Source organism: Desulfovibrio desulfuricans DSM 642, from assembly GCF_000420465.1.
Lineage (GTDB): Bacteria > Desulfobacterota > Desulfovibrionia > Desulfovibrionales > Desulfovibrionaceae > Desulfovibrio > Desulfovibrio desulfuricans.
Window position 1 is genome coordinate 219522 of the sequence record NZ_ATUZ01000011.1, and the last position, 22733, is coordinate 242254.

Sequence of the window (22733 nt, forward strand, 5' to 3'; positions counted from 1 at the left end):
CCAGTCTGTGCCATTCACATTATTACCACCAGTCAGCTACACCATGCAGATAGTTCTTTTTGAGCCGGAAATTCCCCCCAATACAGGCAACATCGCCCGGCTGTGCGCCGCCACGGATACCACCCTGAACCTCATTGAGCCTCTGGGCTTCAAGCTGGAAGACCGCTACCTCAAGCGCGCGGGGCTGGATTACTGGCCCAACGTGCGGCTGCGCGTCTGGCCCGATTGGGCCGCCTTTGCGGCGCAGGGGCAGCAGGGCGCGCGCCTTGTGCTGACCTCGGCCAAGAAAGGGCAGGTCAGCGCCCCGGCGCACCAGTTTGCCTTTGAGCCGGAGGATTGCCTCGTGTTCGGGCCGGAAACGCGCGGTCTGCCGCAGGAAATCCTGGCTCTTTCGCCCCACCGCATCCGTATTCCCATGCTGGAGGGCCGCGTGCGCAGCCTCAATCTTTCCACATCGGCGGGCATTGTGCTGTACATGGCCCTGGCCCGTACCGGTCTCATGGAGGATTGGGCGTGAGTCTGGCGCAGCTATTCCCCTATTCCGTGTGGGAATGCTGGTGGCTTGCCCCTCTGGCCCTGATTTTTGATCTCTGGCTGGGCGATCCTGACCTGCCGTGGCGGCACCCTGTTTGCGCGGTGGGCAAGCTGCTGGACTGGCTGGAAGCCCCGGCGCGGCGCTTTATGCGCAAGAACGGGCCGGATGTCGAACGCCAGCGCGGGCGTTTTGCCGGGGCTGTTGCGCTGGCAGTGCTTGTGGGGCTGACAGGTGTTGCGGCATGGGGGCTGGTTTCCTTGCCGGTGCTTGGGCCGCTGCTGGCCCTGTATCTGGCCTGGGCCGGGCTTGCCCTGGGCAGCCTGCTGCGCACCGGGCAGGAGGTGCTGCGCCGGGTCGAACAGTATGACGAGCCGCAAGCGCGCGAAGCGCTTTCGTGGCTGGTCAGCAGGGATACATCCAGCATGGATCGCCCCCTCATGCGCAAAACCCTGGCCGATACGCTGTCTGAAAATCTCACGGACGCCTTTATGGCTCCTTTTTTCTGGCTGCTCGTGGGCGGGCCCGTGGCCATGTGGTGCTACAAGGCCGTGAGCACCACTGATTCCATGTGGGGCTACGTGACAGAAAAGTGGCGCTGGCTGGGCTGGGCCGGGGCGCGCGGCGATGATGCGCTGGCCTGCCTTCCTGCCCGTTTGTCGGTCTGCGCGGCCTGCCTTGCGGACAGATGCGCGGCCATCTGTGAGCATCATCTGCGTTTTTTGCCCGGCAAGATGCGGCCTGTACGCCATTGGCAAGGCCGCTGGCCCGGTTTCCGGGTTGTAGCCCGACAGGCCACGGGCATGCCAAGCCCCAATTCCGGCTGGTCCATGACAGTCTGCGCATGGCTGTGCGGCGCGCGCATGGGCGGGCCGTCCGTGTACTTTGGCACGCTGACGCCAAAACCCTGGCTCGGGCCGGAACAGGGCGAGGCCGCGCCCTGGGATCGCAAGCGCTTGCTGGCGCTTTGCGAACTCTTGCGCTATAGCGCCTTGTGTGGGGGACTGACGCTCTGGCTGTGCTTCATGGTGGTCAGTCTGCCTAATTTTTGAGGAAGATATGTTGTTAATAGTGCTGGGTGCTGTATGCCTGCTGGTGGGTATTCTGGTTGGGCTTACGGGCGTAGGCGGTATTCTTGTTCCTCCGGGGCTGATCCTGCTGAGCGGGCTTGAGCCGCATGAGGCCATGGGGACGGCCTTGGCGTCCTTTTTGCCCATCGCACTGGTGGGAACCGTCATGTACCGCCGTTTGGGCCATGTGGACTGGTCGCGGGCCACGCCCTTTATGATCGGCGGCCTCGCGGCCCTGCCGGGGGCCGTGCTCAACGCCAGCATCAACGCAAAGCCGCTGGTGATTTTGCTTGCGGGCATCATCCTGTTTGCGGGCTTTTGCGTATTGCGGCCCCCCAGGGCTGGCGGCAGCGTTTTTTGGCAGAGCAGGGCGGGATTTTTTTTCATCGGGGCGAGCACGGGCTTTCTGGCGGGCATGACCGGCGCTGGCGGCCCGGTGCTAACCATACCCTGGATGATAGCCGCCGGGGTTGCCCCCATGACGGCTGTGGGCCTTGCCATGCCGTATCAGGTTGTTACAGCCCTGTTTGGCACCGTGGGCAATATAGCTGACGGGCATGTGGATTTTGCCCTGTTGCCGATAGTATGCATTTTTGAAATCGCTGGTTTTGCATGCGGCGTGGTTCTGGCAAAACGCACGCCAACGGGCATGCTGCGCACCCTCATTGGCGGCGTATGCTGCTTGCTGGGCCTGTTTCTGCTGCTGCGCGAACTGGAGCAGTATTTTTTGAATTGATCGGAATGGATTTGTCCAAAGCAGGCTTGGGCGGGTTTTGACCGGTACAAGGCGAGTGCCCCAGACGTTGATTGTTTTATATGGTCAGACTTGATCCGGGCAGCCCCTTTTGCCGCAAGGCAAGTGTGCCGTCCATTGCATTCCCCGAGGGGGCCGCATGAATATCGCCGCGCTTTTTATCCGCCGCCCTGTGGCCACAGTGCTGATAATGCTGGGCATGCTGTTTTTTGGCGTGTCGGGGTATCGCAATCTGCCCGTAAACCAGTTGCCCACGGTGGATTTTCCTACCATTCAGGTGCAGGCCGAGCTGGCCGGGGCCGATCCGGAAACCATGGCCTCCTCCGTGGCTACGCCGCTGGAAAAAGAATTTTTCACCATTGCGGGCATCGATTCCATTTCATCGGTCAATTCCACGGGCCGCACACGCATCACCATCCAGTTTGCCCTTGACCGCAATATCGATGCCGCGGCTCTGGACGTGCAATCGGCCATCGGCCTTGCCCAGCGCCGTTTGCCCTCCAACATGACCGTGCCGCCGAGCTTCCGCAAGGTGAACCCCGCGGATCTGCCCATCCTGCAATTGCGCGTATCGTCTGCCACCTTGCCGCTCTATGTGCTCAATGAATACGCGGACACCCTCATAGGCCAGCGCCTTTCCATGGTGGACGGCGTGGCCCAGGTGGTCATTTACGGGCAGAAGCAGTACGCCGTGCGCGTGCAGCTGAATCCGGACGAACTGGCTACGCGCGGCCTGGGCATTGACGAGGTGGCAGAGGCTGTTGCCGCAGCCAACAGCATGCTGCCCACAGGCTCGCTGGAAGGGTCGCACCGGGCTGATTCCATCAAATCTTCGGGCCAGCTTATGAACGCCCGCGCCTTCAGCGACGCGGTGGTGGCCTACCGCAACGGCGCGCCTGTGCGCCTGCGCGATCTGGGCGAAGTGGTGGACAGCTTCAAGCAGGACAAGCAGCTCACCTGGAGCAACGGCGGCGCGCCCAGCATCATGCTGGCCGTGGAGCGCCAGCCCGGCACCAATACCGTGCAGGTGGTGAATTCCATCCGCGCCCTGCTGCCCGCGCTGGAAAAGCAGTTGCCGCCCTCCGCCAAGGTGGAGGTTTTTTACGACCGCTCCGAATCCATCCGCGAATCGGTGGCGGACGTAAAGTTCACACTGGTACTCACGGTATTTCTGGTGGTGCTGGTCATCTTTATCTTTTTGCGCAATCTGCCCGCCACCATCATTCCCAGCCTTGCCCTGCCCATGTCGGTTATTTCGACCTTTGCCGTCATGTCTGTGCTGGGCTACAGCCTGGACAACCTTTCGCTCATGGCCCTGACCCTTGCCGTGGGCTTTGTGGTGGACGATGCCATCGTCATGCTTGAAAACATCGTGCGCCATCAGGAAATGGGCAAAGACCCGCAGGCTGCGGCCTTTGACGGCTCGGCGGAGATCGGCTTCACCATTGTTTCCATGACGCTCTCGCTGGCGGCGGTGTTCATTCCCGTGCTGTTCATGGGCGGGATTGTGGGGCGGCTGTTCCGTGAATTCGCGGTGGTCATCATTGCCGCGATCCTGAGTTCCGGCGTGGTTTCACTCACGCTCACGCCCATGCTCTGCGCCTATTTTTTGAAGGCGCAGGGGCGGAACATGGCCGGGCACAAGCCTGCCGTGAGCGGGATGTACGGCGCGCTCGAACGATGTTTTGACAGACTGGCCGACCTGTACGCCCGTTCGCTGGATGTGGCGCTGCGCCATCGGCGCATTACCCTGCTGGCTTCGATGGGCCTGCTGGGCCTGACGGTATGGTTGGGCATGGTTATTCCCAAGGGCTTTTTGCCCACGGAAGACATGGGCCTGTTGCAGGCCAGCACCGAGGCGGAGCAGGGCGTGTCCTTTGAGGGCATGGTACGGGCGCAGCACAGCCTTGACCCCATGCTGGAGTCCTCCGCCCATGTGGCGGCCTACAACTCGATTGTGGGCATTGTGGGCGGCAGCCAGAGCATGAACAACGGCATTCTGCTCATGCGGCTGGCGGAGCACGACAAACGCCCCGGCATTGAGGCCGTGGCCCAGAAGCTGCGCAAGGATCTCAATACCTCGCCTTCCATGCGCGTATTTGTGCGTGTGCCGCCAACCATCAGCATTGGCGGCCGCGCGTCCAAGGCCCTGTATCAATACACTCTGTTTGGGCCGGATATGGGCTCGCTTTTTGAAAGCGCCCAACGCATTGAGGATGCCCTGCGCAAGTTGCCGGAATTGCAGGACGTCAACAGCGATCTGCAACTCAAGAATCCTGAACTGCGCGTGACCATTGATCGCAACCGCGCCGCAGCGCTAGGCGTGACCCCGCAGCAGATAGAACTGGCCCTGCAATCGGCCTACGGTTCGCGCGAGGTTTCGACAATTTACGCGCCTACGGACGACTATTCAGTCTTTGTGGAATTGCAAAAGCCCTTCCAGAAAGACCGCTCGGCCCTTTCGCGGCTCTATGTGCGCTCCAAGGGCGGCGATCTTGTGCCGCTGGATACCCTGGCCAAGCTTTCCACCGGGGTTGGCCCCATCGCGGTCAACCACAACGGGCAGTTCCCCTCCGTGACCATCTCGTACAACCTGCGCCCCGGTATTTCGCTCAGTCAGGGAGTGGGCGCGGTGGAGGCTGCGGCGCGCCCGCTGCTGCCCGATACGGTGACCGCCGAATCGCAGGGCACTGCGCAGGCCTTTCAGAGTTCGCTCAAGGGTATGGGCTGGCTGCTTGTGCTGGCCATTGTGGTCATTTATCTTGTGCTGGGCATTTTGTATGAGAGCTTCATCCACCCGTTCACCATTCTTTCCGGCTTGCCGTCGGCGGGCTTTGGCGCGCTGGCGACCCTGTGGCTGTTCGGCATGGAGCTTGATCTGTACGGTTTTGTGGGCATCATCATGCTGCTTGGCATCGTGAAGAAAAACGCCATCATGATGCTCGATTTCGCACTGGAAGCGCAGAAGAAGGATCCGTCCCTTGACCCTCTGGCGGCCATTACCCAGGGCTGTCATGTGCGCTTTCGGCCTATCATGATGACCACCGTGGCCGCGCTCATGGGCGCGCTGCCCATTGCCGTGGGCATTGGTGCGGGGGCAGATGCCCGCCGGGCGCTTGGTCTGGCTGTGGTGGGCGGGCTGTGCTTTTCGCAACTGGTCACGCTCTACATCACGCCAGTGTACTACTATTATATGGAAAAACTCTCCCGCAGGCTGGGACGCCTCTGGGGCGGGCGTTTCAAGCAGAACCGGCAGGAACATGCGGAGAAAGGGCAAGCCTTTCCTCCTTCGCACTGATCCGGCCCTGGAGAACCTATGAGTATGCAGAATTCCCCCTTTTCATCCATGCCCGCGGATTCCGGCGGTGCACCTGTGTGCAGGCGCTGCGGCACCTGCTGCCTGCTGGGCGGGCCGACCCTGATGCTGAGTGACGCGGCCTTGCTGGTTTCCGGCACATTGACCCTTGAAGCTCTGGTGTGCCTGCGCGCCGGGGAGTGGGCGCGGGATGACTCGCGCAAGGCATTGCGGCCACTGGAAGGGGAACGTATCAAGATTGCCGGGCCCGGCGGCAGGGTGCACCCATGGCGCTGCCGCTATTATCGTGAAGGCGCGGGCTGCGGCATCTATGAACAGCGCCCTGCGCAATGCACTGCCCTTTTCTGCATGGACACCGGGCCGCTGGAAATGCTGCTTGCCAAGGCCTCGCACCTTGGGCGTTATGCGGCTCTGAACGCGCTGGCCGACGGGATCCCCGGATTTTCCACGCTGAGCGCGGCCAGCAGGGCATTGCTGCCTGACCTTGTGAGCGCGCATGAAGAACAGGTCTCTGTGCGGGCGGTGCTTGAGCTGGCCGACAGGCTGGGATTTTTTCCGCAGCAGGGGCAAGGCCTGACGGTGGAGCGCTATGCGGAGCACGACCCGCTGGAGGGCAGCGAGCGGGAAGCCGCCGTGGCGGAACTGGGCGAATCCGCCCGCATGGATGCGGCTTTTCGCGAGCTTTGCGTGGAGCGCGCTGGCGTTCCTCGCGCCATGCTGCCCTTTTTGTTCGGCAGGTCGGTCAAGGACCTGCTGGCAGAAGTGGGCCTCAAGCCTGTTTCGGGCAGTTAGCCCAAAGCGCGGGCGATTTGCCTCTGCGGGGGCGGCACTAAACATTTTGCGGGCAGAAAGGCGCTGTGTGTTTGACCCGCCTGCGGTTGACAGAACAGGCCTCCGTACCTAACCTTTGATGAAAGTAAAAAAAATCACGCCCCCCGGCGGGCAATGAAGGAAGCAACATGCCATTGTGCAGCATTGAAGAGGCCATTGCCGACATCCGGCAGGGCAAAATGATTATTCTGGTAGATGACGAAGGCCGCGAAAACGAAGGCGACCTCACCATGGCAGCCGAGCATGTGACTCCGGAAGCCATCAATTTTATGGCCAAGTTCGGCAGGGGGCTCATCTGCCTGCCTATGGCTCCCGAAATCATTGACCGCTTGCAACTGCCCCTGATGACCCAGCGCAACGGCTCGCGCTTTGGCACCAACTTCACCATCTCCATTGAAGCCCGCGAGGGCGTGACCACGGGCATTTCCGCAGCCGACCGCGCCACGACCATTCTGGCTGCCGTGGCAGACAATGTGCGGCCTGACGACATCGTCACCCCCGGCCATATCTTCCCCCTGCGAGCCAAGGCTGGCGGTGTGCTTTCGCGCGCCGGGCAGACCGAAGGCGGAGTTGACCTTTCCCGTCTGGCCGGGCTCAAGCCTGCGTCTGTCATTTGCGAAATCATGCGCGACGACGGCACCATGGCGCGCATGCCCGACCTTGAGATTTTTGCCGAAGAACACGGCCTCAAGATTGCCGCGGTCAAGGATCTCATCCGTTACCGCCTTGACCGGGGTCAGGTTTCGGTGCGCCGTGTGGCGCAGGCTCATCTGCCCACGCGTTTTGGCGAGTTTTCTGTCATCGCCTATGAAAGCGAAAATGAACCCGGCACGCATCTGGCCCTTGTAAAGGGCGATCTTTCCACGCCGGAACCGGTGCTGACCCGTATTCACAGCGAATGCCTCACGGGCGATGCCCTTGGATCGCTGCGCTGCGACTGCGGCGGCCAGCTGGGCGCTGCCCTGCGCCAGATCGAAAAAGAAGGACGCGGCGCGCTGCTCTACATGCGTCAGGAAGGGCGCGGCATCGGCCTTGCCAACAAGATCAAGGCCTATGCCTTGCAGGATGAAGGCTACGATACGGTCGAAGCCAACCGCAAGCTGGGCTTCCCCCCGGATTTGCGCGACTACGGCACCGGCGCGCAGATGCTGGTTGATCTGGGCATCCACAAGATCCGCTTGCTGACCAATAACCCCAAAAAGATTGTGGGGCTTTCCGGTTACGGCATAGAGATTGTGGAGCGGGTGCCCATTGAAATGGAAGCCTGCCCGGAGAATGAAAACTATCTGCGTACCAAGAAAGAAAAGATGGCGCACATGCTTTCATGCTCGTGCCTCCATTAGACCTGTTGCGCCGCCCCTTGGGGCGGCGCTTGTTTTTTGCAGGGATTGAAGCCACAGGCGCGCGGTTGCGCCGCCGTTCTTGAAAAGTTGCAAAACAGGGAGCGACGCTATGGGCTTGGGTGAAGTGCTGAAAACCCAGTTGGGTTTGCTGTGGAAGTTTCTCGGATTTTTCCAGCCTCCGGTGTTGCGTTTTTTGCACGCCATGGTGGTCTGCCTGATAATGGTGCAGGTGCTGACGCAACTTTTTGGCCTTGGCGCCGTCCACATGATTCTGGGCCTTGTGCTGTGCGTGCTGGGATTTGGCCTTGTGGCATGCGGGCTTGGCATGCGTGGGCCGCGTCACTATTTTCCCTATCTGTGGGGCGACATGGACCAACTTGCCAGGGACGTTGCGGCCGTACGCAGCGGCAAGCTTATTATCGCGCCGCGCCCCAAGGGGCTTGCCTGTGTTGTGCAGGGCCTCGGCATGGGCGCCTTGAGCATGGCCTTGCTCACGGGCCTGTGGTGGTTCCGCTCGTGGCAGATGGGTGATGTGTCGCACACCGCGGCAAGCCTGCACAGCATCTTTGTATGGCTTTTGATGGCCTATGCCGTTGGGCATGGCGGCATGGCCCTGGGGCATTTTTTCTTCTGGAAGCAGGCCGCTGCAAAGAAGCCCCAGGCAAGCTAACAGAGTTGGCCCGACCGGGCCTATCCGCTGATATCTGCGGTTGACGGCAGCTATTGGCAGCGTTAATTTTTTTGTGGCGGCGCGCTCTGCGCCGCCACATCCTCACAATCGCCTGATTCCAGCACATCTGCCTGACAATGGACCGTCCTTTTCATTTTTCCTCCCTGGTAGAGTTTTGTGATGCCGTTGCTGAACATGGAATATTTTTTTCATGGCAGCCGCAGATTTTTTTTTATGTGTTCCTTCCAGCCAGAGGGCTGGGAACATTGTGGGCTCTGCGTCTTCACAATACCGTGAATAATGCTTAACTGTTTAAAACGATTTGAATTGCAATGATGCAGATCGCATTGTCCCGGTATGGGGGTAACGACAGTGGGGAAACTTTTGGCGATAATGTCAGACTGTGATACCAAAGTTTTTTGGCTTGTGCCCTTTGCAAACTTGTCAAACAACGCTATACGTCTTCATTCTCGTAAAAAAGTTGACCGGCTGTTCAAACAACCGTATGGGAATCCAAATCAGTCAGGCCCGCGCAAGGGGCGCGAGGTCTGTGCCTTACCATAAAGACGTTCATGACGGACTTTTAAGGAGGCCTTATGGCAAGCCAGGCGTTGATTAAGGATTTTGAAGACATGATCGGCAAGGAAAACGTGTTCAGTTCCGAAGCCGACCGCATGAGCTATTCGTATGATTCTGCGGTGTTGCCGCCGGTCATGCCTTCTTTGGTGGTGCGCCCCACTACCAAGGAGCAGCTCGGCCAGTGTGTAAAAAAACTGTATGACAATGGTATCCCCATGACCGTGCGTGGCGCGGGAACCAACCTTTCCGGCGGCACCATCCCGGACAAGTCTGAAACTGTGGTTATTCTGACCACCGGCCTTAACCGCATCATTGAAATCAATTCTGACGACCTCTACGCTGTGGTGGAACCGGGCGTCATTACTGCTGAATTTGCGGCTACCGTTGCCAAGAAAAATCTTTTCTACCCCCCCGATCCGGGTTCCCAGGCAGTGTCCACCCTCGCGGGCAACATTGCTGAAAACGCTGGTGGCCTGCGCGGCCTCAAGTACGGCGTTACCAAGGATTACCTCATGGGCATCGAATTTTTCGACGCCACGGGCGAAGTGGTCAAATCCGGTTCGCGCACGGTCAAGTGCGTTACCGGCTACAACCTCGCCGGCATGATGGTGCAGTCTGAAGGCACGCTGGGCATTATTTCTGAAGCCATTCTCAAGCTCGTGCCGCCGCCCAAGGCCTCCAAGGCCCTGATGGCCGTGTTCTCTGACGTGCAGGACGCCGCTGACGCTGTGGCGGGCATCATTGCCGCCCACGTTGTGCCCTGTACTCTCGAATTCCTCGACAACAACACCATCGTGCGCGTGGACGACTTCACCAAGGCTGGTCTGCCGCGCGAAGCGGGCGCCATCCTGCTCATCGAAGTGGACGGCCACCCCGCTCAGGTTGCTGACGATGCCGAAGCCGTTGAAAAGGTGCTGAAGGCCAACCATGCCACTGCCGTGCACGTGCCCAAGGACGCCGCCGAAAAGTTCAAGCTGTGGGAAGCCCGCCGCATGGCCCTGCCTGTGCTGGCCCGCGCCCGGCCCACCACCGTGCTTGAAGACGCCACCGTGCCGCGTTCGCAGATCCCCGCCATGGTCAAGGCCGTCAACGACATTGCGGCCAAGTACCGCCTTGAAGTGGGCACCTTTGGTCACGCTGGCGATGGCAACCTGCATCCCACCTTCTTGTGCGACAAGCGCGACGCCGACGAATTCAAGCGCGTGGAAGAAGCCATCGACGAAATGTTCGATACGGCTATCAAGCTGAAGGGTACGCTCTCCGGCGAACACGGCATCGGCACCGCCAAGTCCAAGTGGATGGAAAAGGAAACCTCACGCGGCACCATTCTGTTCTCGCAGCGGCTGCGCCGGGCTCTTGACCCCAAGGGACTGCTTAACTCCACCAAGCTGGTGGGCATCTAGGCAGTTCGCTCCGGCATTGCAGAGGCGGGGTCTTTTGGCCCCCGTCTTTTCCGGAGGCTGCCCGCCTTGTGCGGGCGCTACCGGGCAAGAGCAAAAATTCAACCGCTCCAGGAGCGTTTCATGAGTACTATGCACGAACTGGCCCAGCGCCTTATGGCCCTGGACGACAGGATCACTGCCTGCATGAAATGCGGCATGTGCCAGGCCGTGTGCCCCATGTTCGGCGCCACCGGTATGGAAGCTGACGTGGCTCGCGGCAAGCTGGCCCTTATTGACAACCTGGCCCATGAGATGATTCATGACCCTGCGGCTGTGGCCGAAAAACTGGGCCGCTGCCTTTTGTGCGGTTCCTGTCAGGCGTCCTGCCCGCCCGGCGTCCAGATTATGGACGTCTTCATGGAAGCCCGTGAAATCGTAAACGAGTTCATCGGCCTGCACCCGGTCAAGAAGATGATCTTCCGTTCGCTTCTGACCAAGCCTGGCCTCTTCAACTTCGCCATGCGCGTTGGCGCGCCCATGCAGGGCCTTATCTTTGGCTCAAGCAACGACGCGCAGGGCACCGTGTGCGCGCCTCTGCTCAACTTCATGCTGGGCGACCGCCACATCCACCCCCTGGCAAAAACGCCTCTGCACGCCCGCTACGGCGCGCTTGACGAACCCCGCCGCGCTGGCGGGCTCAAGGTGGCGTTCTTCCCCGGCTGCGTGGGCGACAAGATGTACACCGATATGGCAGAAGCCTGCCTGAAGGTGCTGCGTTATCACAACGTGGCCGTGTTCATGCCCAAAAATTTCACCTGCTGTGGCATTCCGGCGCTTTCGTCCGGTGATGCCAAGGGTATGGTGGAGCAGATGCGCGTGAACGTGGAAGCCCTCAAAAACGGCGACTTCGACTATATCCTCAGCCCCTGCGGTTCCTGCACCTCCACGGTCAAGGAACTGTGGCCCCGCTACGCGCACCGTCTGGGTTCTGCCGAAAAGCACAAGATTGAAGAACTGGCCGCCAAGGCCATGGACATCAATGCCTTCCTGGTGGATGTGCTCAAGGTGCAGCCCGCCGAGCAGGCTCAGGAAAATGCCGTCAGCGTGACCTACCACGATTCTTGCCACCTCAAGAAGTCGCTTGGCGTTGTCAGCCAGCCCCGTTCCGTTGTTGCGGCCAACCCGGCCTACAAAATCACGGAAATGGCCGAAGCTGACCGCTGCTGCGGCTGCGGCGGATCGTTCAACCTCTTCCACTACGACTATTCGCGCAAGATCGGCCAGCGCAAGCGCAACAATGTGGTAGCTTCCGGAGCCAAGATTGTGGCCGCCGGTTGCCCTGCCTGCATGATGCAGCTTGAGGACGTGCTTTCGCACAACCATGACTCCGTGCGCGTCAAGCACACTGTGGAGTTGTACGCTGAAAGCCTGAAGTAACATGTGAGCGCGGCGGGGGACTGTGGTTCCTCCGCCGCGTTTATCAACCCGGCGGTTATTCTGCCAGAATGCCCATCTGAAGAAGATCCGCGGGGGGGTGTTTCGGAAGCTATGGGCGTGTTACGCCGTTCGCAGGAATATGAGCGCAAACAATGGCAGCGGGTGAATCCGGCCCTCTGCACACTACTTTTCGCGGCGAAGCTGCATGGTTCAAGAACCCGGCGTGTTTTGAAAAAGGAGTTGTTTATGACACATCAGGAATTGGTAGAAGCCTTTTCCGCCAAGGCTGCGGCTGTTAACGCCGTAGTGCAGGAAGTGCCCAACATGGCAGCCGCCTTGCAGTATGTTGTGGACGTTTGCGCCAACAAGGCTCCCGCAGAGCTTTTGGCTGACGAACCTGGCACGGAACAAGGCCCCCTTAGCCCCAATAAGGTTCCCACGCGCGTACAGCGTGTGGTGGCAGCGCCGCAGCTTGGCGACGCCGACTTTGCCGCGCTGGCAGCTGCCTGTGAAGAAAAAGGTTTTCTGTGCATCCGCGAAGGGCTGCGCAACTATCTTGCCGGTATTGACGTGGGCGTCTCCACCGCCGAGCTTGGCGTTGCCGCCAGCGGTACCTGCCTGCTCAATACCGACAACGAAGACGTGCGCCTTACGGGCATGATCTCGGAAGTTTCCGTGCTGATGCTGCGCAAGTCCACCATCTACCCCGATCTGCCCTCCATAGCCCAGTTGCTGCGCGAGCGCATGAACGAAGGTACTGCCACGTACACCACCCTGGTGACTGGCCCCAGCCGTACCGCCGACATTGAGCGCGTGGCTGCCGTGGGCGTGCATGGGCCGCTGGAACTGCATATCATTCTGCTGGAGGACTAACCCATGCATGACGCCCTCAAGAGCTCATCGGGATATCATAAGGAACTGGACGAAGCCCTGAACGACGAATTTCTGCGTCGCACGCTTGATACCTTTGCCGTGGCCTACCGCGCCAACCGCGAAGCCGTGTTCAAGGAAGTGGACGAGAAAGCGCTGATCAAGCAGATCGCCGATGCCAAGGACTACGCCTGTCAGCACATGGACGAACTGTACGCTCAGTTCAAGGCCGAAGCAGAAAAGCGCGGCGTGCACGTGCACCGTGCCGCCACCGCCGCCGAAGCCAACGACATGATCGTCCGTATCGCCAAAGAAAACAAAGTGAAGAAGGTGGTCAAGTCCAAGTCCATGACCGCCGAAGAGATCGGCCTGAACACCGCGCTGGAAGGCAACGGCCTGATCGTGGACGAAACCGACCTTGGCGAATGGATCATCCAGCTGCGCCACGAAGGTCCTTCGCACATGGTTATGCCCGCCATCCACCTTTCGCGCTATCAGGTGGCCGACGACTTCACCAAGGCCACCGGCGTCAAGCAGGATTCTGACGTGCAGCGTCTGGTCAAGGTGGCCCGCGTCCAGTTGCGCCGCAAGTTCATCGCCGCCGACATGGGCGTGAGCGGCTGTAACTTTGCCGTGGCCGAAAACGGCGCGATCTCTACCGTGACCAACGAAGGCAACGCCCGCATGGTTACGACCCTGCCGCGCGTGCATGTTGCCATTGCCGGTCTGGACAAGCTCGTTGCCAAGCTGGATGACGCCCTGGTTGCTCTTCAGGTGCTGCCCCGCAACGCCACTGCCCAGCGCCTTACCTCCTATGTTACCTGGATGTGCGGCGCAGGCCCCTGTGCGGCCAATGCCGACGACAAAAAGATTCTGCACGTTATCTTTCTTGATAATGGGCGTACCGAAATCGCCAAGGATCCCCTGTTCTCGCAGGTGTTCCGCTGCGTGCGCTGCGGCGCTTGCGCCAACGTCTGCCCCGTGTACCGCCTCGTGGGTGGCCACAAGATGGGCTACATCTACATTGGCGCCATCGGCCTGATCCTTACCTACTTCTTCCACGGCAAGGATCGTGCGCGTATTCTCAGCCAGAACTGCATGGGCTGCGAATCGTGCGCCAATGTGTGCGCTGGCGGCATCGACCTGCCGCGTCTTATCCGCGAAGTGCGCTCGCGCCTCAACGTGGAACAGGGCGCGCCCATCGAAGCCAACCTGCTTTCCGCTGTGATGAAGAACCGCAAGCTGTTCCACAAGCTGCTCAAGTTCGCCAGCTTCGCCCAGAAGCCCTTCACTCGTGGGGCGCAGTTCCAGCGCCATCTGCCTGCCGTCTTCCTTGGCAAGCACAACTTCAAGGCTCTGCCCGCCATTGCCAACAAGTCCTTCCGCGACCGTTGGCCCGAATTGGCCCCCAAGGTGCAGAACCCCTCCTTCCGCGTGGCTATCTTCAGCGGTTGCGCCCAGGACTTCATCTACCCCGAAGAACTGGAAGCCTGCGTGAAGATTCTGGCCGCCAAGAACGTGGCCGTGGACTTCCCCATGGAACAGTCCTGCTGCGGCCTGCCCCTCGAAATGATGGGCCAGCGCAAAACCTCCATGGATGTGGCCAAGCAGAACATCGCCGCCTTCCGTGGCGGCAACTACGACTACATCATCACGCTGTGCGCCAGCTGCGCCGGTCATCTCAAGCACCACTACCCTGAAATCCTGGATCAGGATTTCTCCACGGTGGAAGCTCAGGCCTTTGCGGCCAAGATCATCGACTTCAGCTCCTTCGTGCATGACGTGCTGGGCCTCAAGGCCGAGGACTTCAACAAGTCCGCGCAGAAGGTCACCTACCATGCCTCGTGCCACCTGTGCCGGGGCCTGGGCGTCAAAAAGGCCCCCCGCGAGCTTATTGGCGATGCGGCTGAATACGTGCCCTGCGAGGAAGAAGAAGTGTGCTGCGGCTTTGGCGGCAGCTACTCTGTGAAGTTCCCCGAAATCTCCGCCCAGCTGCTGGACAAGAAAATCGCCAACATGAAGGCCACCGGCGCTGACCGCCTGGTGGTGGACTGCCCCGGCTGCGTCATGCAGATCCGTGGCGGTGCTGAAAAGCAGGGCCTCAAGATAAAGGTCGACCATATTGCTGAACTTCTGGCTGAAAATCTGAAAAAATAATCCAACGAAACATCTTCCTGTGGGTGGAGAGCTGAGGCTCTTCATCCGCAGGAAAGTTGAGGGATGATTTCGGTTCTCCTCTGTGGGGAGGGCCGAAACCTGGTCTGTCCTCTTGCGTCTGGGGACGGAAAAACTCTGGCTGAAATCCCGTAAAGCAATGCGGCAGCATTGCGTTAACATCATCCTGCCAGGCGGCGAGGTGTAAAACTGGGCAGTGTGTGCTGAGAATGGGAGCAGCTCACTGCTTCACAAATGCGGAGGCATTATGTCTATTGGAATGTTGGCTCTTTTAGCTATTATCCCCATCCTTGTTGCACTCATTTTTATGGTTGGCCTGCGGTGGCCAGCGACCCGAGCCATGCCACTGGCATGGCTGGTCTGCGTTATCTGCGGACTTGTGGGCTGGAAGCTTTCTCCCTCCTATCTGCTTGCTCTGTCTCTCCAGGGCGTTGTCGTTGCCATCGGTGTTCTGATTATTGTATTTGGCGCAATTCTTATTCTTTATACTCTTGAAGAAAGCGGCGGCATGGAAACCATCCAGTGCGGCATGCAGGGCGTCAGCCGTGACCGCCGTCTGCAAGCCATCATTATTGGCTTCATGTTTGGAGCCTTTATTGAAGGCGCTGCCGGCTTTGGCACTCCTGCCGCTCTTGCCGCGCCCCTGCTGCTTGCTCTGGGCTTTCCGGCCATGGCCGCAGCCGTGGTCTGCCTGGTGTTCAACTCCGTGCCAGTTACCTTTGGCGCAGTGGGCACGCCTGTTATCGTTGGTTTCAGCTTTCTTAAAAATCTTGTGGCGGAATCCGTTGCCGCCAACCCCAATTTGCCCTTCCAGAATTATGACGGATTTGGTGCGGCTGTAGGCCAGTGGGCAACCTTTATGCATGCCCCCATGGCTATTATCCTCACCATTTTCATGCTGGGCTTCATGACCCGCTTTTTTGGCAAGGAAAAATCCTGGTCTGTTGGCTTTGCCGCGTGGAAGTACTGCGTTTTTGCGGGTGTTTGCTTCCTTGTGCCGTACCTTGCCTGTGCGTGGTTGCTTGGCCCTGAATTCCCCGCTCTGCTTGCGGGCCTGCTTGGCCTTGGCGTTGTGGTGTGGGGTACCAAAAAGGGATTTTGCGTTCCCAAGACGGTGTGGGAATTTGCCCCGCATACAGAATGGGACAAAAGCTGGACAGGCTCCGTGCCCCCCAGCACCAAGACAGAATTCCGTGCGCGCATGACCCAGCTCCAGGCATGGTTGCCCTACGTGCTGATCTGCATCCTGCTGGTGCTTTCGCGCATTCCTGCGCTTGGCCTCAAGGCTTGGCTGCTGAGTTTCAAACTGAACTTTGTTGATATCCTGGGATTCAAGGGCGTAAACGCTTCCATTGATTATCTGTATCTGCCCGGCACGTTCTTTATCGTGGTGTCGCTCATGACCATCACCTTGCACAAGATGCCCAAGGCCGCGGTTTCCCGAGCTTGGGGCGAAAGCCTGCGCAAGATGAAGTCCCCAACCATTGCCCTGATTTTTGCCGTGGCGCTGGTGTCCATTTTCCGTGGCTCAGCGACAAACCCCATTGATGTGCCCTCCATGCCCTTGGCTTTGGCCCAGGCAGTGGCCGCTGTGGCTGGTTCGGTGTGGCCTGTTCTGGCTGCCTTTGTGGGCGGTCTTGGTGCCTTTATCACGGGCTCCAACACGGTTTCTGACCTTATGTTTGCTGAATTCCAGTGGAACATGGCTCAGGCCCTGCACCTGCCCCGTCAGATCATCGTGGCGGCTCAAGCCGTTGGCGGTGCCATGGGCAACATGATCTGCGTGCACAATATCGTGGCCGCCTGCGCGGTTGTGGGCCTGTCGGGCCGCGAAGGCGAGGTTCTGCGCCGCACGTTCTGGCCCTTCATGCTCTACGGCACCATCGTGGGCATTATCTGCACCGTGCTGGTGATGCTTAATCCTAGCGTGTTCTAGAATGCTGGCGGCATAGCCGCAGCACATATGTTGAAAAGGCCGCTCAGCATTGCTGGGCGGCCTTTACTCATAGATCAGGCTGGCGGTCTGGTGGATATGTCTGGATAACTCTTTGTGGAATCTTGTTTCGCTAATGGCTACGCTGTTTATCTGGAAGTTGTTTCCAGTACCAGTTGCTTACGAGCGTATCGTCACGTGACGCCCACTCACCGCACGATTCAAAATAGTCCAGCACGTTCTGTTCCCTGAGGCTGAGCTCAAGCCCGGAGCGTGCCATCTGGCGCATGCGGATAAAGATCACCAGACATTCAAAGAGCGAAAACAGATCGTCAGTCTCCAGGGCCTCCTGGTTCAGGTATTTTGTAAATTCCTGATAAAAGGGGTTGTGCTCATCAACTATGGCATCATAATCCGTGCTGAATTCCTTGAGTGACATGATGCCTGAACGAAAGTGTTTTTCGAAGGGGCACTCATGACCCTGTCCTGCTTTGGCACAGAGGCGCTGCATAAGTTCCAAATGATCTGAAAGCGGCATAGCTTGGCTCCTGAGACAAAATGTTCTGCTTGGAGATAGTTTATCTTCTATAAATATTCAAATCAAGCAGGCGAAAAAAAAGCCCGCTCTTGTCAGGGCGGGCTTTCGTAAAAAACAATTTTAAAAGGCGGCGTTTGAAGCTAAAATTATTTAATCTGTCTGCTCAATGCGCTGTTTGAATAGTAAAAAAGTTTTTTTGATTTTTTGCTAAAAGTAAAAGTTGCTTTTTGCAATTAGACTAGCGCTGGTTGCGCCGTGGTTGCAGATACTGCGGCTGAAAAAGCAGGCGATACTGCTTCACTGTGGACAGCCGCTGAGGGGCTGTTACTTCACCTTCGATAGACAGCGCCTTGTCTGAAAGCCCAAAGGGTTGAAGCTGTCCAGGCGGAACATCCATGTGCGAAAGCCTTTCGCCGCTGACATTGAATACCGGAAGGCTGCTGGAAGAAGAACCAGCCATGAGCACTGCGGTGGCATTGGCCGAAGGCGAGACGTTTTTTCCAGCCGTTGAGCGATGGGAAGTGGCGTTGAGCAGACTTGGCATGGAGACTTCGGCCCTGCGCAGCATATCAATAAAGTCGTTGCCGGTGCGGCCAACAAACGTCACAAGCGAAGAGCCGTCGCCATATACGAGCAGGCTGACGGGCATGGTGCCTCCGTGTATGCCAAAGTAGGCAGGGCGTGCGCCAGCTGGCATGACCACCCAGCCTTGCTGCTCTGGCAATCCCTGGCTGTCTGTGCTCCAGGCGGTTGCGGGGACTAGGGCAGTCAGCAAAAAACAGAACAAATAAATTGTGTTCCGCATATTATCCTGTTCCGGATAGGGAAATTTGCATGTTACGGTATGATTCTACCGCCATGCCCACCATTTAGTGAGCCGCGCGGCAATTGTCAAGGCGGCTGAAAAGACGCATGTCCTATGCCTTTACAAGCCTAGCCGGGGCGGCGCTTTTTGGATTTTTGCGCAGGCTGCGTAGCTGGCTCTGGCGCTGCCTTTTGCTGTTGCGGCGTCAGGTCGGGCGGCGGCGGAATCTGGGGCAGATTCTGGGCATTGCCAAGGTAGTGCAGAAAAAAATCGCCCAGGGATTCGGTCATGCGTCTGTGGATTGCCCCCCGTGTTTCTTCCGTGACCGAGCGGCACAGTTCCGGCAACTCCATGGCCAGCGATTCGGGGCAGGGCGCCATGAGCGCACCCGTGTCGGCCTGCGGCAGGCTCAGCCAGCGAGGCTTTTTATCCATAAGTTCAAATATGCGCCGCGCATGCAGGGCGGGGTTGTTCAGGCTGTCATTGGGTGCAGCCATGATCAGCAGAGGCGGGTAGAACCAGTGGAATGACTGGCGCGAAAACAGCATGCCAAAACCGGGCGCCACTGCCGCTATGGCGCGGATGCGCGTGTCGGCGAGGCTGCGTGTGAGCGGCAGGTTTTTGCACAGCGATTCCATGCGTCCGCGAGCCCATGTATTGCAATACATGTCGCTTGGAGCAGTGCGCGAGCAGTAGCTGGCCCATCCCTCGCAGTCGGGCAGCGCACCGCCCAGCAGCAAAGCCGCCGCGCCGCCAACGCCAAAGCCGATTACGCCGATGCGTGAGGCGTCAATGCTGGGCTCCACTTCCGGATCATGCAGGAGCAGGTCAATGCTGCCAGAAAGTTCATGTGCACGATTTTCAAGCTGCTGCCAGGTCAGCAGGTTGTCCATGTTGTCCATGTTGTCGCCAGGGTGATTGGGGGCAGCCACCACAAAACCCAGTGATGCCAGCCACGCGGCGGTATCATGGTACGAAAAACGCGTTCCCGCGGTATCGTGCGAGAGCAGAAGCAGAGGGAAACGCCCGTCCACCGCCTTGCCAGCGCGGGAGGCGGAAATTTCCCATGGGGCATAGTTGAGATCCCGCGGCGGGCGGGATGATGGATACCACACATTCACATCCAGGCGCAGGCCTGTTTCCGGCGACCACTGGCCAAGCGTCCTGAAACCAACCATATATGTGTCGGCAGCATTGGCGGCAGGAGCGAACAGGAGCAGGGCTAGGACAGCTATGGTGGTGAGTACGCGCATGGCTGTGTTGTGCCACAAGCGGCCTTGGGGTACAAGAGCAGACCGAAGGCGCGCCAACGCGCCCGATGAGGGAGATCAGCCTTTATGGAACTACTGAGCAGCTTTGTCAGTTTTATTCTGCACATAGACGTGCATTTGTTTGAGCTTGCCGATCAGTACGGGCTATGGCTTTACGCCATACTGTTCGTCATTGTTTTTTGCGAAACAGGCCTTGTGGTAACCCCCTTCCTGCCGGGTGATTCCCTGCTGTTTGCCTCCGGCGTGGTGGCCGGGGCCGGGCTTTTGGGCTATGGCGAAGTGATGGGCGTACTGCTGGCGGCAGGCATACTGGGCGATGCGATGAATTACTTTATCGGGCGGCACGTGGGGCCAGCCATTTTTTCGCGCGAGAACCGTCTTATCAAAAAGTCCCACCTGCTCAAGGCGCACAATTTTTACGAGCGGCACGGCGGCAAGGCTATTGTGCTGGCCCGCTTTGTGCCCATTGTGCGCACCTTTGCGCCCTTTGTGGCGGGCATTGCCCTGATGCATCCGCCCACGTTTTTTCTGTTCAACATCACGGGCTGCGTGCTCTGGGTGGGCGGGCTGGTTTCCGCCGGGTACTTTCTCGGCAATCTGGAATGGGCGCGGCAGAACTTCAGCCTGATTGTTTACGGCATCATCATTGTTTCCGTGCTGCCCGTTGTTATTGAAGTAGCGCGCTCCAAGCTTGGGAAGGGCAAGGATTAGGCCCTACAGCACGACACGCAGGCGTCCGCCTTCCATATGCGCCTCCCTGTTAATGCACAGGGGGGCGTCTTCATCATGGTGGGACACAAAAACCATCTGGACGCCCTGCAAGGCAAGCTGATCCAGCAAATGCAGGTACTGGGCGCGGCTTGGCGCATCCAGGCCGGAACAGGGTTCATCCAGCAGCAGGATGTCCGGCCCGCCCACCAAGGCGCGCGCCAGAAACAGGCGGCGCAACTGACCCGTGGACAGATGGCGGATGGATTGCCGCCCAAGCTTTTTCAGGCTCTCGGGGCTTTCATCGGGGAACATCTGGGCCATGCGGCTTGCGGCCTCGGCCCGTTCGGCATCAGAAAAACGGCGGTATACGCCTATGCTGTTGTCAAAGCCCGTGCAGACCATATCAAGCGCATTGAGGGAATAGCCATACAGAGCCTGCGAAAGATCTGACACAAGGCGCACGCCCTTGCGCAGGGCTTCAAGGGTATCTACCTGCCCGCCCTGACCGGGCAGCCAGCGGTCAAATCTTCCCCCGGCGGCAACAAATTCATCACCTGCCAGCAAACGCAGCAATGTGGATTTGCCCGAGCCGTTGGCCCCGGTGATGCGCCAGTTTTCGCCCTGATGCATGCACCAGCTGATGTCGTGCAGCACTTCCTGCCGATCAATGAATACGGCAACGTTATCCAGATCAAGCATGGCGTGACCGCCGTTGAGCACGTGCTCTGCGACGCCAGAGGCATTGTTGTTCTGCACTGTCTTTGGCGCTTCTTCACTGGCCTCAGACGCAGGCGGCGCTGTGAACAGGCGGCCATGACGCACATAACGGCGGCCTGCGCACCAGTCGGGAATATTGGCGGCGCGGTGCGCCGTCATCACAACCGTGCAGCGGCTGGCGTATTCACCGAGGGTCTCAAAAAAAATCTGGCGATAGCGTTCGTCAAGGCCTTCATCACACTCGTCAAGCAGCAGCAGGGTGGGCGCGCGCAGAAGGGCGCGGCCAAGCAGCAGCAAACGCAGCTGCCCCTGCGAAAATGTGGGCACAGTGCGCTCAAGCAGGCCTTCGGCATCAAGGCGCGCGGCCATGTCTTCCACTGCCTGGCGTCTGTAGGCTGTGCTGTCGGCATAGACCAGTGGAGTATCTTCAAAGCCTGTAAGCAGCAGGTCGCGGCCCGTGAGATCCCAGGCCTGCCGCTGATAGTTTTCCTGCTGCGCAGGAGAAACAAGGCTTGTCATGCCCCTGCCCGCCAGTGGGGAGTCTTCCGGGCCGTCAGGCCCGTGCCACTGGATGCGCCCGTGGGCGGGCCACAGCTCGCCGCGCATGAGCCGCAGCAGGGTGGACTTGCCCGAGCCGTTGGGGCCAATGAGCGCGCAGTGCGCTCCGCGCCGCACATGCCAGTTGATGTTGTGCAGCACATGCTTCTGGCTGGCGTCGCCGGGCAGGAAAAGACTTACGTCATCGATGGATACAATAATTTCGGACATACATGATCCGTGGTGTCAAAGGCATGCGCCGTTTTACAGGGGCAGCACAATCCGCTGGCCCCGATTAAAAATGGTGTACTCGGCAAAGCCAAAGGCGCGCGCGTAGGAGGCCAGCCGGGCAAAACCGTAGCCCACGTCATCGGTGCCGTGCGCATCTGAGGCGAAACTCACGGGCAGGCCCATTTGCGCGGCCATGAGCATGATGGGCGGCGCGGGGTAAATCTCGCGGCAGGCCTTGCGCAGGCCCGCAGAGGATATCTCCATGCTCATACCCATGCGTTGCAGGGTCGCAAGGCCGCGTTGCACCAGCGCCATGCTTTCCGGCTTTGCCAGCCAGATGTGGAACTGCTCTACAGAGAAAATCTTGATGAGGTCAGGGTGCGCGGCAATGTTGAACAGGCCGGAGAGGATCATGCGCTCCCAGACTTCAAAATAGGCCTGGTACTGCTTGTCGCATTCTTCCTGCGAAAAGGCTTTCCACGGCTCGGCGCCGTCGTCAAAGCCCCAGTGGCCGATAAAATGCACGCTCCCAAGCAGGTAATCAAAGTCAAAGGCGGCGCAGGAGGCGCGGGTGTAGTCCTCCTGCCCTTCGAGCCAGTCCATTTCCATGCCGAACAAAACGCGGCAGGGGCCATTGGGGTTGGCGGCCTTGAGGGCGCAAACCTCGCGCACGTAGTCCGGCAGATGGCGGGTCAGTTGCTCGCGGTATTCGTGTGTGTAGTCAAAGCCCACGGGCCGGGGCGAGTGCTCGGTAAAGCCCATGTATTCAAGCCCTTTGGCCTGGGCGACAGCGTACATTTCTGCCGGAGTGTTGCCGCCGTGCGAATACTTGGTGTGCGTGTGCAGGTCTGCGAGAATCATGCTGATCTTCCTGAATATGCCTGGGCCGCGCCCTTGGCCCGCCGGAGAATGACATTCCGGCCCCTGAACGGGGATGTTGCCGATATAAAAGGGCCTGCCATGGCGGCGCAGGGGGCGGCAGGTCTGATGCTGGTGTGAACTCTGACGTGAGTATGACCGCGAACTGCAGG

At 59.2% G+C, this 22733-nt stretch carries 18 protein-coding genes; 13 read left to right on the forward strand and 5 right to left on the reverse strand.

Going from position 1 to position 22733, the window contains the following annotated elements; genetic code table 11:
- Positions 1-43: 43 nt before the first annotated feature.
- The 12 genes from G449_RS0102565 to G449_RS0102620 all read left to right on the forward strand — a co-directional run bounded on the left by G449_RS0102565 (position 44) and on the right by G449_RS0102620 (position 16895).
- Positions 44-517: a tRNA (cytidine(34)-2'-O)-methyltransferase gene (locus G449_RS0102565; protein WP_022657741.1), complete on the forward strand. Its 474-nt coding sequence runs from the start codon at positions 44-46 to the stop codon at positions 515-517.
- Positions 514-1584, forward strand: coding sequence for a CobD/CbiB family cobalamin biosynthesis protein (locus tag G449_RS0102570; RefSeq protein WP_245559805.1), 1071 nt, complete (start codon positions 514-516; stop codon positions 1582-1584). The genes G449_RS0102565 and G449_RS0102570 overlap by 4 nt, the downstream gene beginning before the upstream one ends.
- Before the next feature lie 7 nt (positions 1585-1591).
- Positions 1592-2338 carry a sulfite exporter TauE/SafE family protein gene (locus G449_RS0102575; protein ID WP_022657743.1) on the forward strand — a complete coding sequence of 249 codons (747 nt, stop codon included), beginning with the start codon at positions 1592-1594 and terminating at the stop codon, positions 2336-2338.
- 157 nt (positions 2339-2495) lie between these two features.
- Complete coding sequence (locus G449_RS15665) at positions 2496-5654, forward strand: efflux RND transporter permease subunit (RefSeq protein WP_022657744.1); 3159 nt, start codon at positions 2496-2498, stop codon at positions 5652-5654.
- 18 nt (positions 5655-5672) lie between these two features.
- Positions 5673-6464, forward strand: coding sequence for a YkgJ family cysteine cluster protein (locus G449_RS0102585; RefSeq protein ID WP_022657745.1), 792 nt, complete (start codon positions 5673-5675; stop codon positions 6462-6464).
- A 167-nt stretch (positions 6465-6631) separates the two neighbouring features.
- Positions 6632-7846: a bifunctional 3,4-dihydroxy-2-butanone-4-phosphate synthase/GTP cyclohydrolase II gene (locus tag G449_RS0102590; RefSeq protein WP_022657746.1), complete on the forward strand. Its 1215-nt coding sequence runs from the start codon at positions 6632-6634 to the stop codon at positions 7844-7846.
- 109 nt (positions 7847-7955) lie between these two features.
- Entirely contained in the window at positions 7956-8516 is a 561-nt protein-coding gene (locus tag G449_RS0102595; RefSeq protein ID WP_022657747.1) for a cytochrome b/b6 domain-containing protein, read from the forward strand.
- Between the two features lie 596 nt (positions 8517-9112).
- Positions 9113-10498, forward strand: coding sequence for an FAD-binding oxidoreductase (locus G449_RS0102600; RefSeq protein WP_022657748.1), 1386 nt, complete (start codon positions 9113-9115; stop codon positions 10496-10498).
- Between the two features lie 120 nt (positions 10499-10618).
- On the forward strand, positions 10619-11914 hold the full coding sequence (locus tag G449_RS0102605; RefSeq protein WP_022657749.1) for a (Fe-S)-binding protein: 1296 nt from the start codon (positions 10619-10621) through the stop codon (positions 11912-11914).
- A gap of 246 nt (positions 11915-12160) precedes the next feature.
- On the forward strand, positions 12161-12787 hold the full coding sequence (locus G449_RS0102610; RefSeq protein ID WP_022657750.1) for a LutC/YkgG family protein: 627 nt from the start codon (positions 12161-12163) through the stop codon (positions 12785-12787).
- Positions 12788-12790: 3 nt separating this feature from the next.
- Positions 12791-14941, forward strand: a complete 2151-nt coding sequence (gene ldhH, locus G449_RS0102615) for an L-lactate dehydrogenase (quinone) large subunit LdhH (RefSeq protein ID WP_022657751.1) — start codon at positions 12791-12793, stop codon at positions 14939-14941.
- Between the two features lie 265 nt (positions 14942-15206).
- A complete protein-coding gene (locus tag G449_RS0102620; protein ID WP_022657752.1) occupies positions 15207-16895 on the forward strand; it encodes an L-lactate permease in 1689 nt (562 codons plus the stop codon).
- A gap of 130 nt (positions 16896-17025) precedes the next feature.
- On the opposite strand, the gene G449_RS0102625 is transcribed toward G449_RS0102620, so the two are convergent.
- The 3 genes from G449_RS0102625 to G449_RS0102635 form a co-directional block, all read right to left on the reverse strand.
- Positions 17026-17430, reverse strand: coding sequence for a hypothetical protein (locus G449_RS0102625; RefSeq protein ID WP_022657753.1), 405 nt, complete (start codon positions 17428-17430; stop codon positions 17026-17028).
- Positions 17431-17668: 238 nt separating this feature from the next.
- On the reverse strand, positions 17669-18079 hold the full coding sequence (locus tag G449_RS0102630; protein WP_211215138.1) for a hypothetical protein: 411 nt from the start codon (positions 18077-18079) through the stop codon (positions 17669-17671).
- Positions 18080-18363: 284 nt separating this feature from the next.
- Positions 18364-19488 carry an alpha/beta hydrolase family protein gene (locus tag G449_RS0102635; protein WP_022657755.1) on the reverse strand — a complete coding sequence of 375 codons (1125 nt, stop codon included), beginning with the start codon at positions 19486-19488 and terminating at the stop codon, positions 18364-18366.
- An 84-nt stretch (positions 19489-19572) separates the two neighbouring features.
- On the opposite strand from G449_RS0102635, the gene G449_RS0102640 reads away from it, so the two are divergent.
- Positions 19573-20217 (forward strand): DedA family protein, encoded by a 645-nt coding sequence (locus tag G449_RS0102640; protein ID WP_022657756.1) that lies wholly within the window; start codon positions 19573-19575, stop codon positions 20215-20217.
- Between the two features lie 3 nt (positions 20218-20220).
- On the opposite strand, the gene G449_RS0102645 is transcribed toward G449_RS0102640, so the two are convergent.
- Positions 20221-21702 (reverse strand): ATP-binding cassette domain-containing protein, encoded by a 1482-nt coding sequence (locus G449_RS0102645; RefSeq protein WP_022657757.1) that lies wholly within the window; start codon positions 21700-21702, stop codon positions 20221-20223.
- A 33-nt stretch (positions 21703-21735) separates the two neighbouring features.
- Positions 21736-22563, reverse strand: coding sequence for a histidinol-phosphatase (locus tag G449_RS0102650; protein WP_022657758.1), 828 nt, complete (start codon positions 22561-22563; stop codon positions 21736-21738).
- Between the last annotated feature and the right edge of the window lie 170 nt (positions 22564-22733).

Bases quoted from the DNA above. Each gene is read 5' to 3' on its own strand.
- G449_RS0102565 (WP_022657741.1), top strand. From the start codon at position 44: ATGCAGATAGTTCTTTTTGAGCCGGAAATTCCCCCCAATACAGGCAAC.
- G449_RS0102575 (WP_022657743.1), top strand. From the start codon at position 1,592: ATGTTGTTAATAGTGCTGGGTGCTGTATGCCTGCTGGTGGGTATTCTG.
- G449_RS15665 (WP_022657744.1), top strand. From the start codon at position 2,496: ATGAATATCGCCGCGCTTTTTATCCGCCGCCCTGTGGCCACAGTGCTG.
- G449_RS0102585 (WP_022657745.1), top strand. From the start codon at position 5,673: ATGAGTATGCAGAATTCCCCCTTTTCATCCATGCCCGCGGATTCCGGC.
- G449_RS0102590 (WP_022657746.1), top strand. From the start codon at position 6,632: ATGCCATTGTGCAGCATTGAAGAGGCCATTGCCGACATCCGGCAGGGC.
- G449_RS0102595 (WP_022657747.1), top strand. From the start codon at position 7,956: ATGGGCTTGGGTGAAGTGCTGAAAACCCAGTTGGGTTTGCTGTGGAAG.
- G449_RS0102600 (WP_022657748.1), top strand. From the start codon at position 9,113: ATGGCAAGCCAGGCGTTGATTAAGGATTTTGAAGACATGATCGGCAAG.
- G449_RS0102605 (WP_022657749.1), top strand. From the start codon at position 10,619: ATGAGTACTATGCACGAACTGGCCCAGCGCCTTATGGCCCTGGACGAC.
- G449_RS0102610 (WP_022657750.1), top strand. From the start codon at position 12,161: ATGACACATCAGGAATTGGTAGAAGCCTTTTCCGCCAAGGCTGCGGCT.
- ldhH (WP_022657751.1), top strand. From the start codon at position 12,791: ATGCATGACGCCCTCAAGAGCTCATCGGGATATCATAAGGAACTGGAC.
- G449_RS0102620 (WP_022657752.1), top strand. From the start codon at position 15,207: ATGTCTATTGGAATGTTGGCTCTTTTAGCTATTATCCCCATCCTTGTT.
- G449_RS0102625 (WP_022657753.1), bottom strand. From the start codon at position 17,430: ATGCCGCTTTCAGATCATTTGGAACTTATGCAGCGCCTCTGTGCCAAA.
- G449_RS0102630 (WP_211215138.1), bottom strand. From the start codon at position 18,079: ATGCCCGTCAGCCTGCTCGTATATGGCGACGGCTCTTCGCTTGTGACG.
- G449_RS0102635 (WP_022657755.1), bottom strand. From the start codon at position 19,488: ATGCGCGTACTCACCACCATAGCTGTCCTAGCCCTGCTCCTGTTCGCT.
- G449_RS0102640 (WP_022657756.1), top strand. From the start codon at position 19,573: ATGGAACTACTGAGCAGCTTTGTCAGTTTTATTCTGCACATAGACGTG.
- G449_RS0102645 (WP_022657757.1), bottom strand. From the start codon at position 21,702: ATGTCCGAAATTATTGTATCCATCGATGACGTAAGTCTTTTCCTGCCC.
- G449_RS0102650 (WP_022657758.1), bottom strand. From the start codon at position 22,563: ATGATTCTCGCAGACCTGCACACGCACACCAAGTATTCGCACGGCGGC.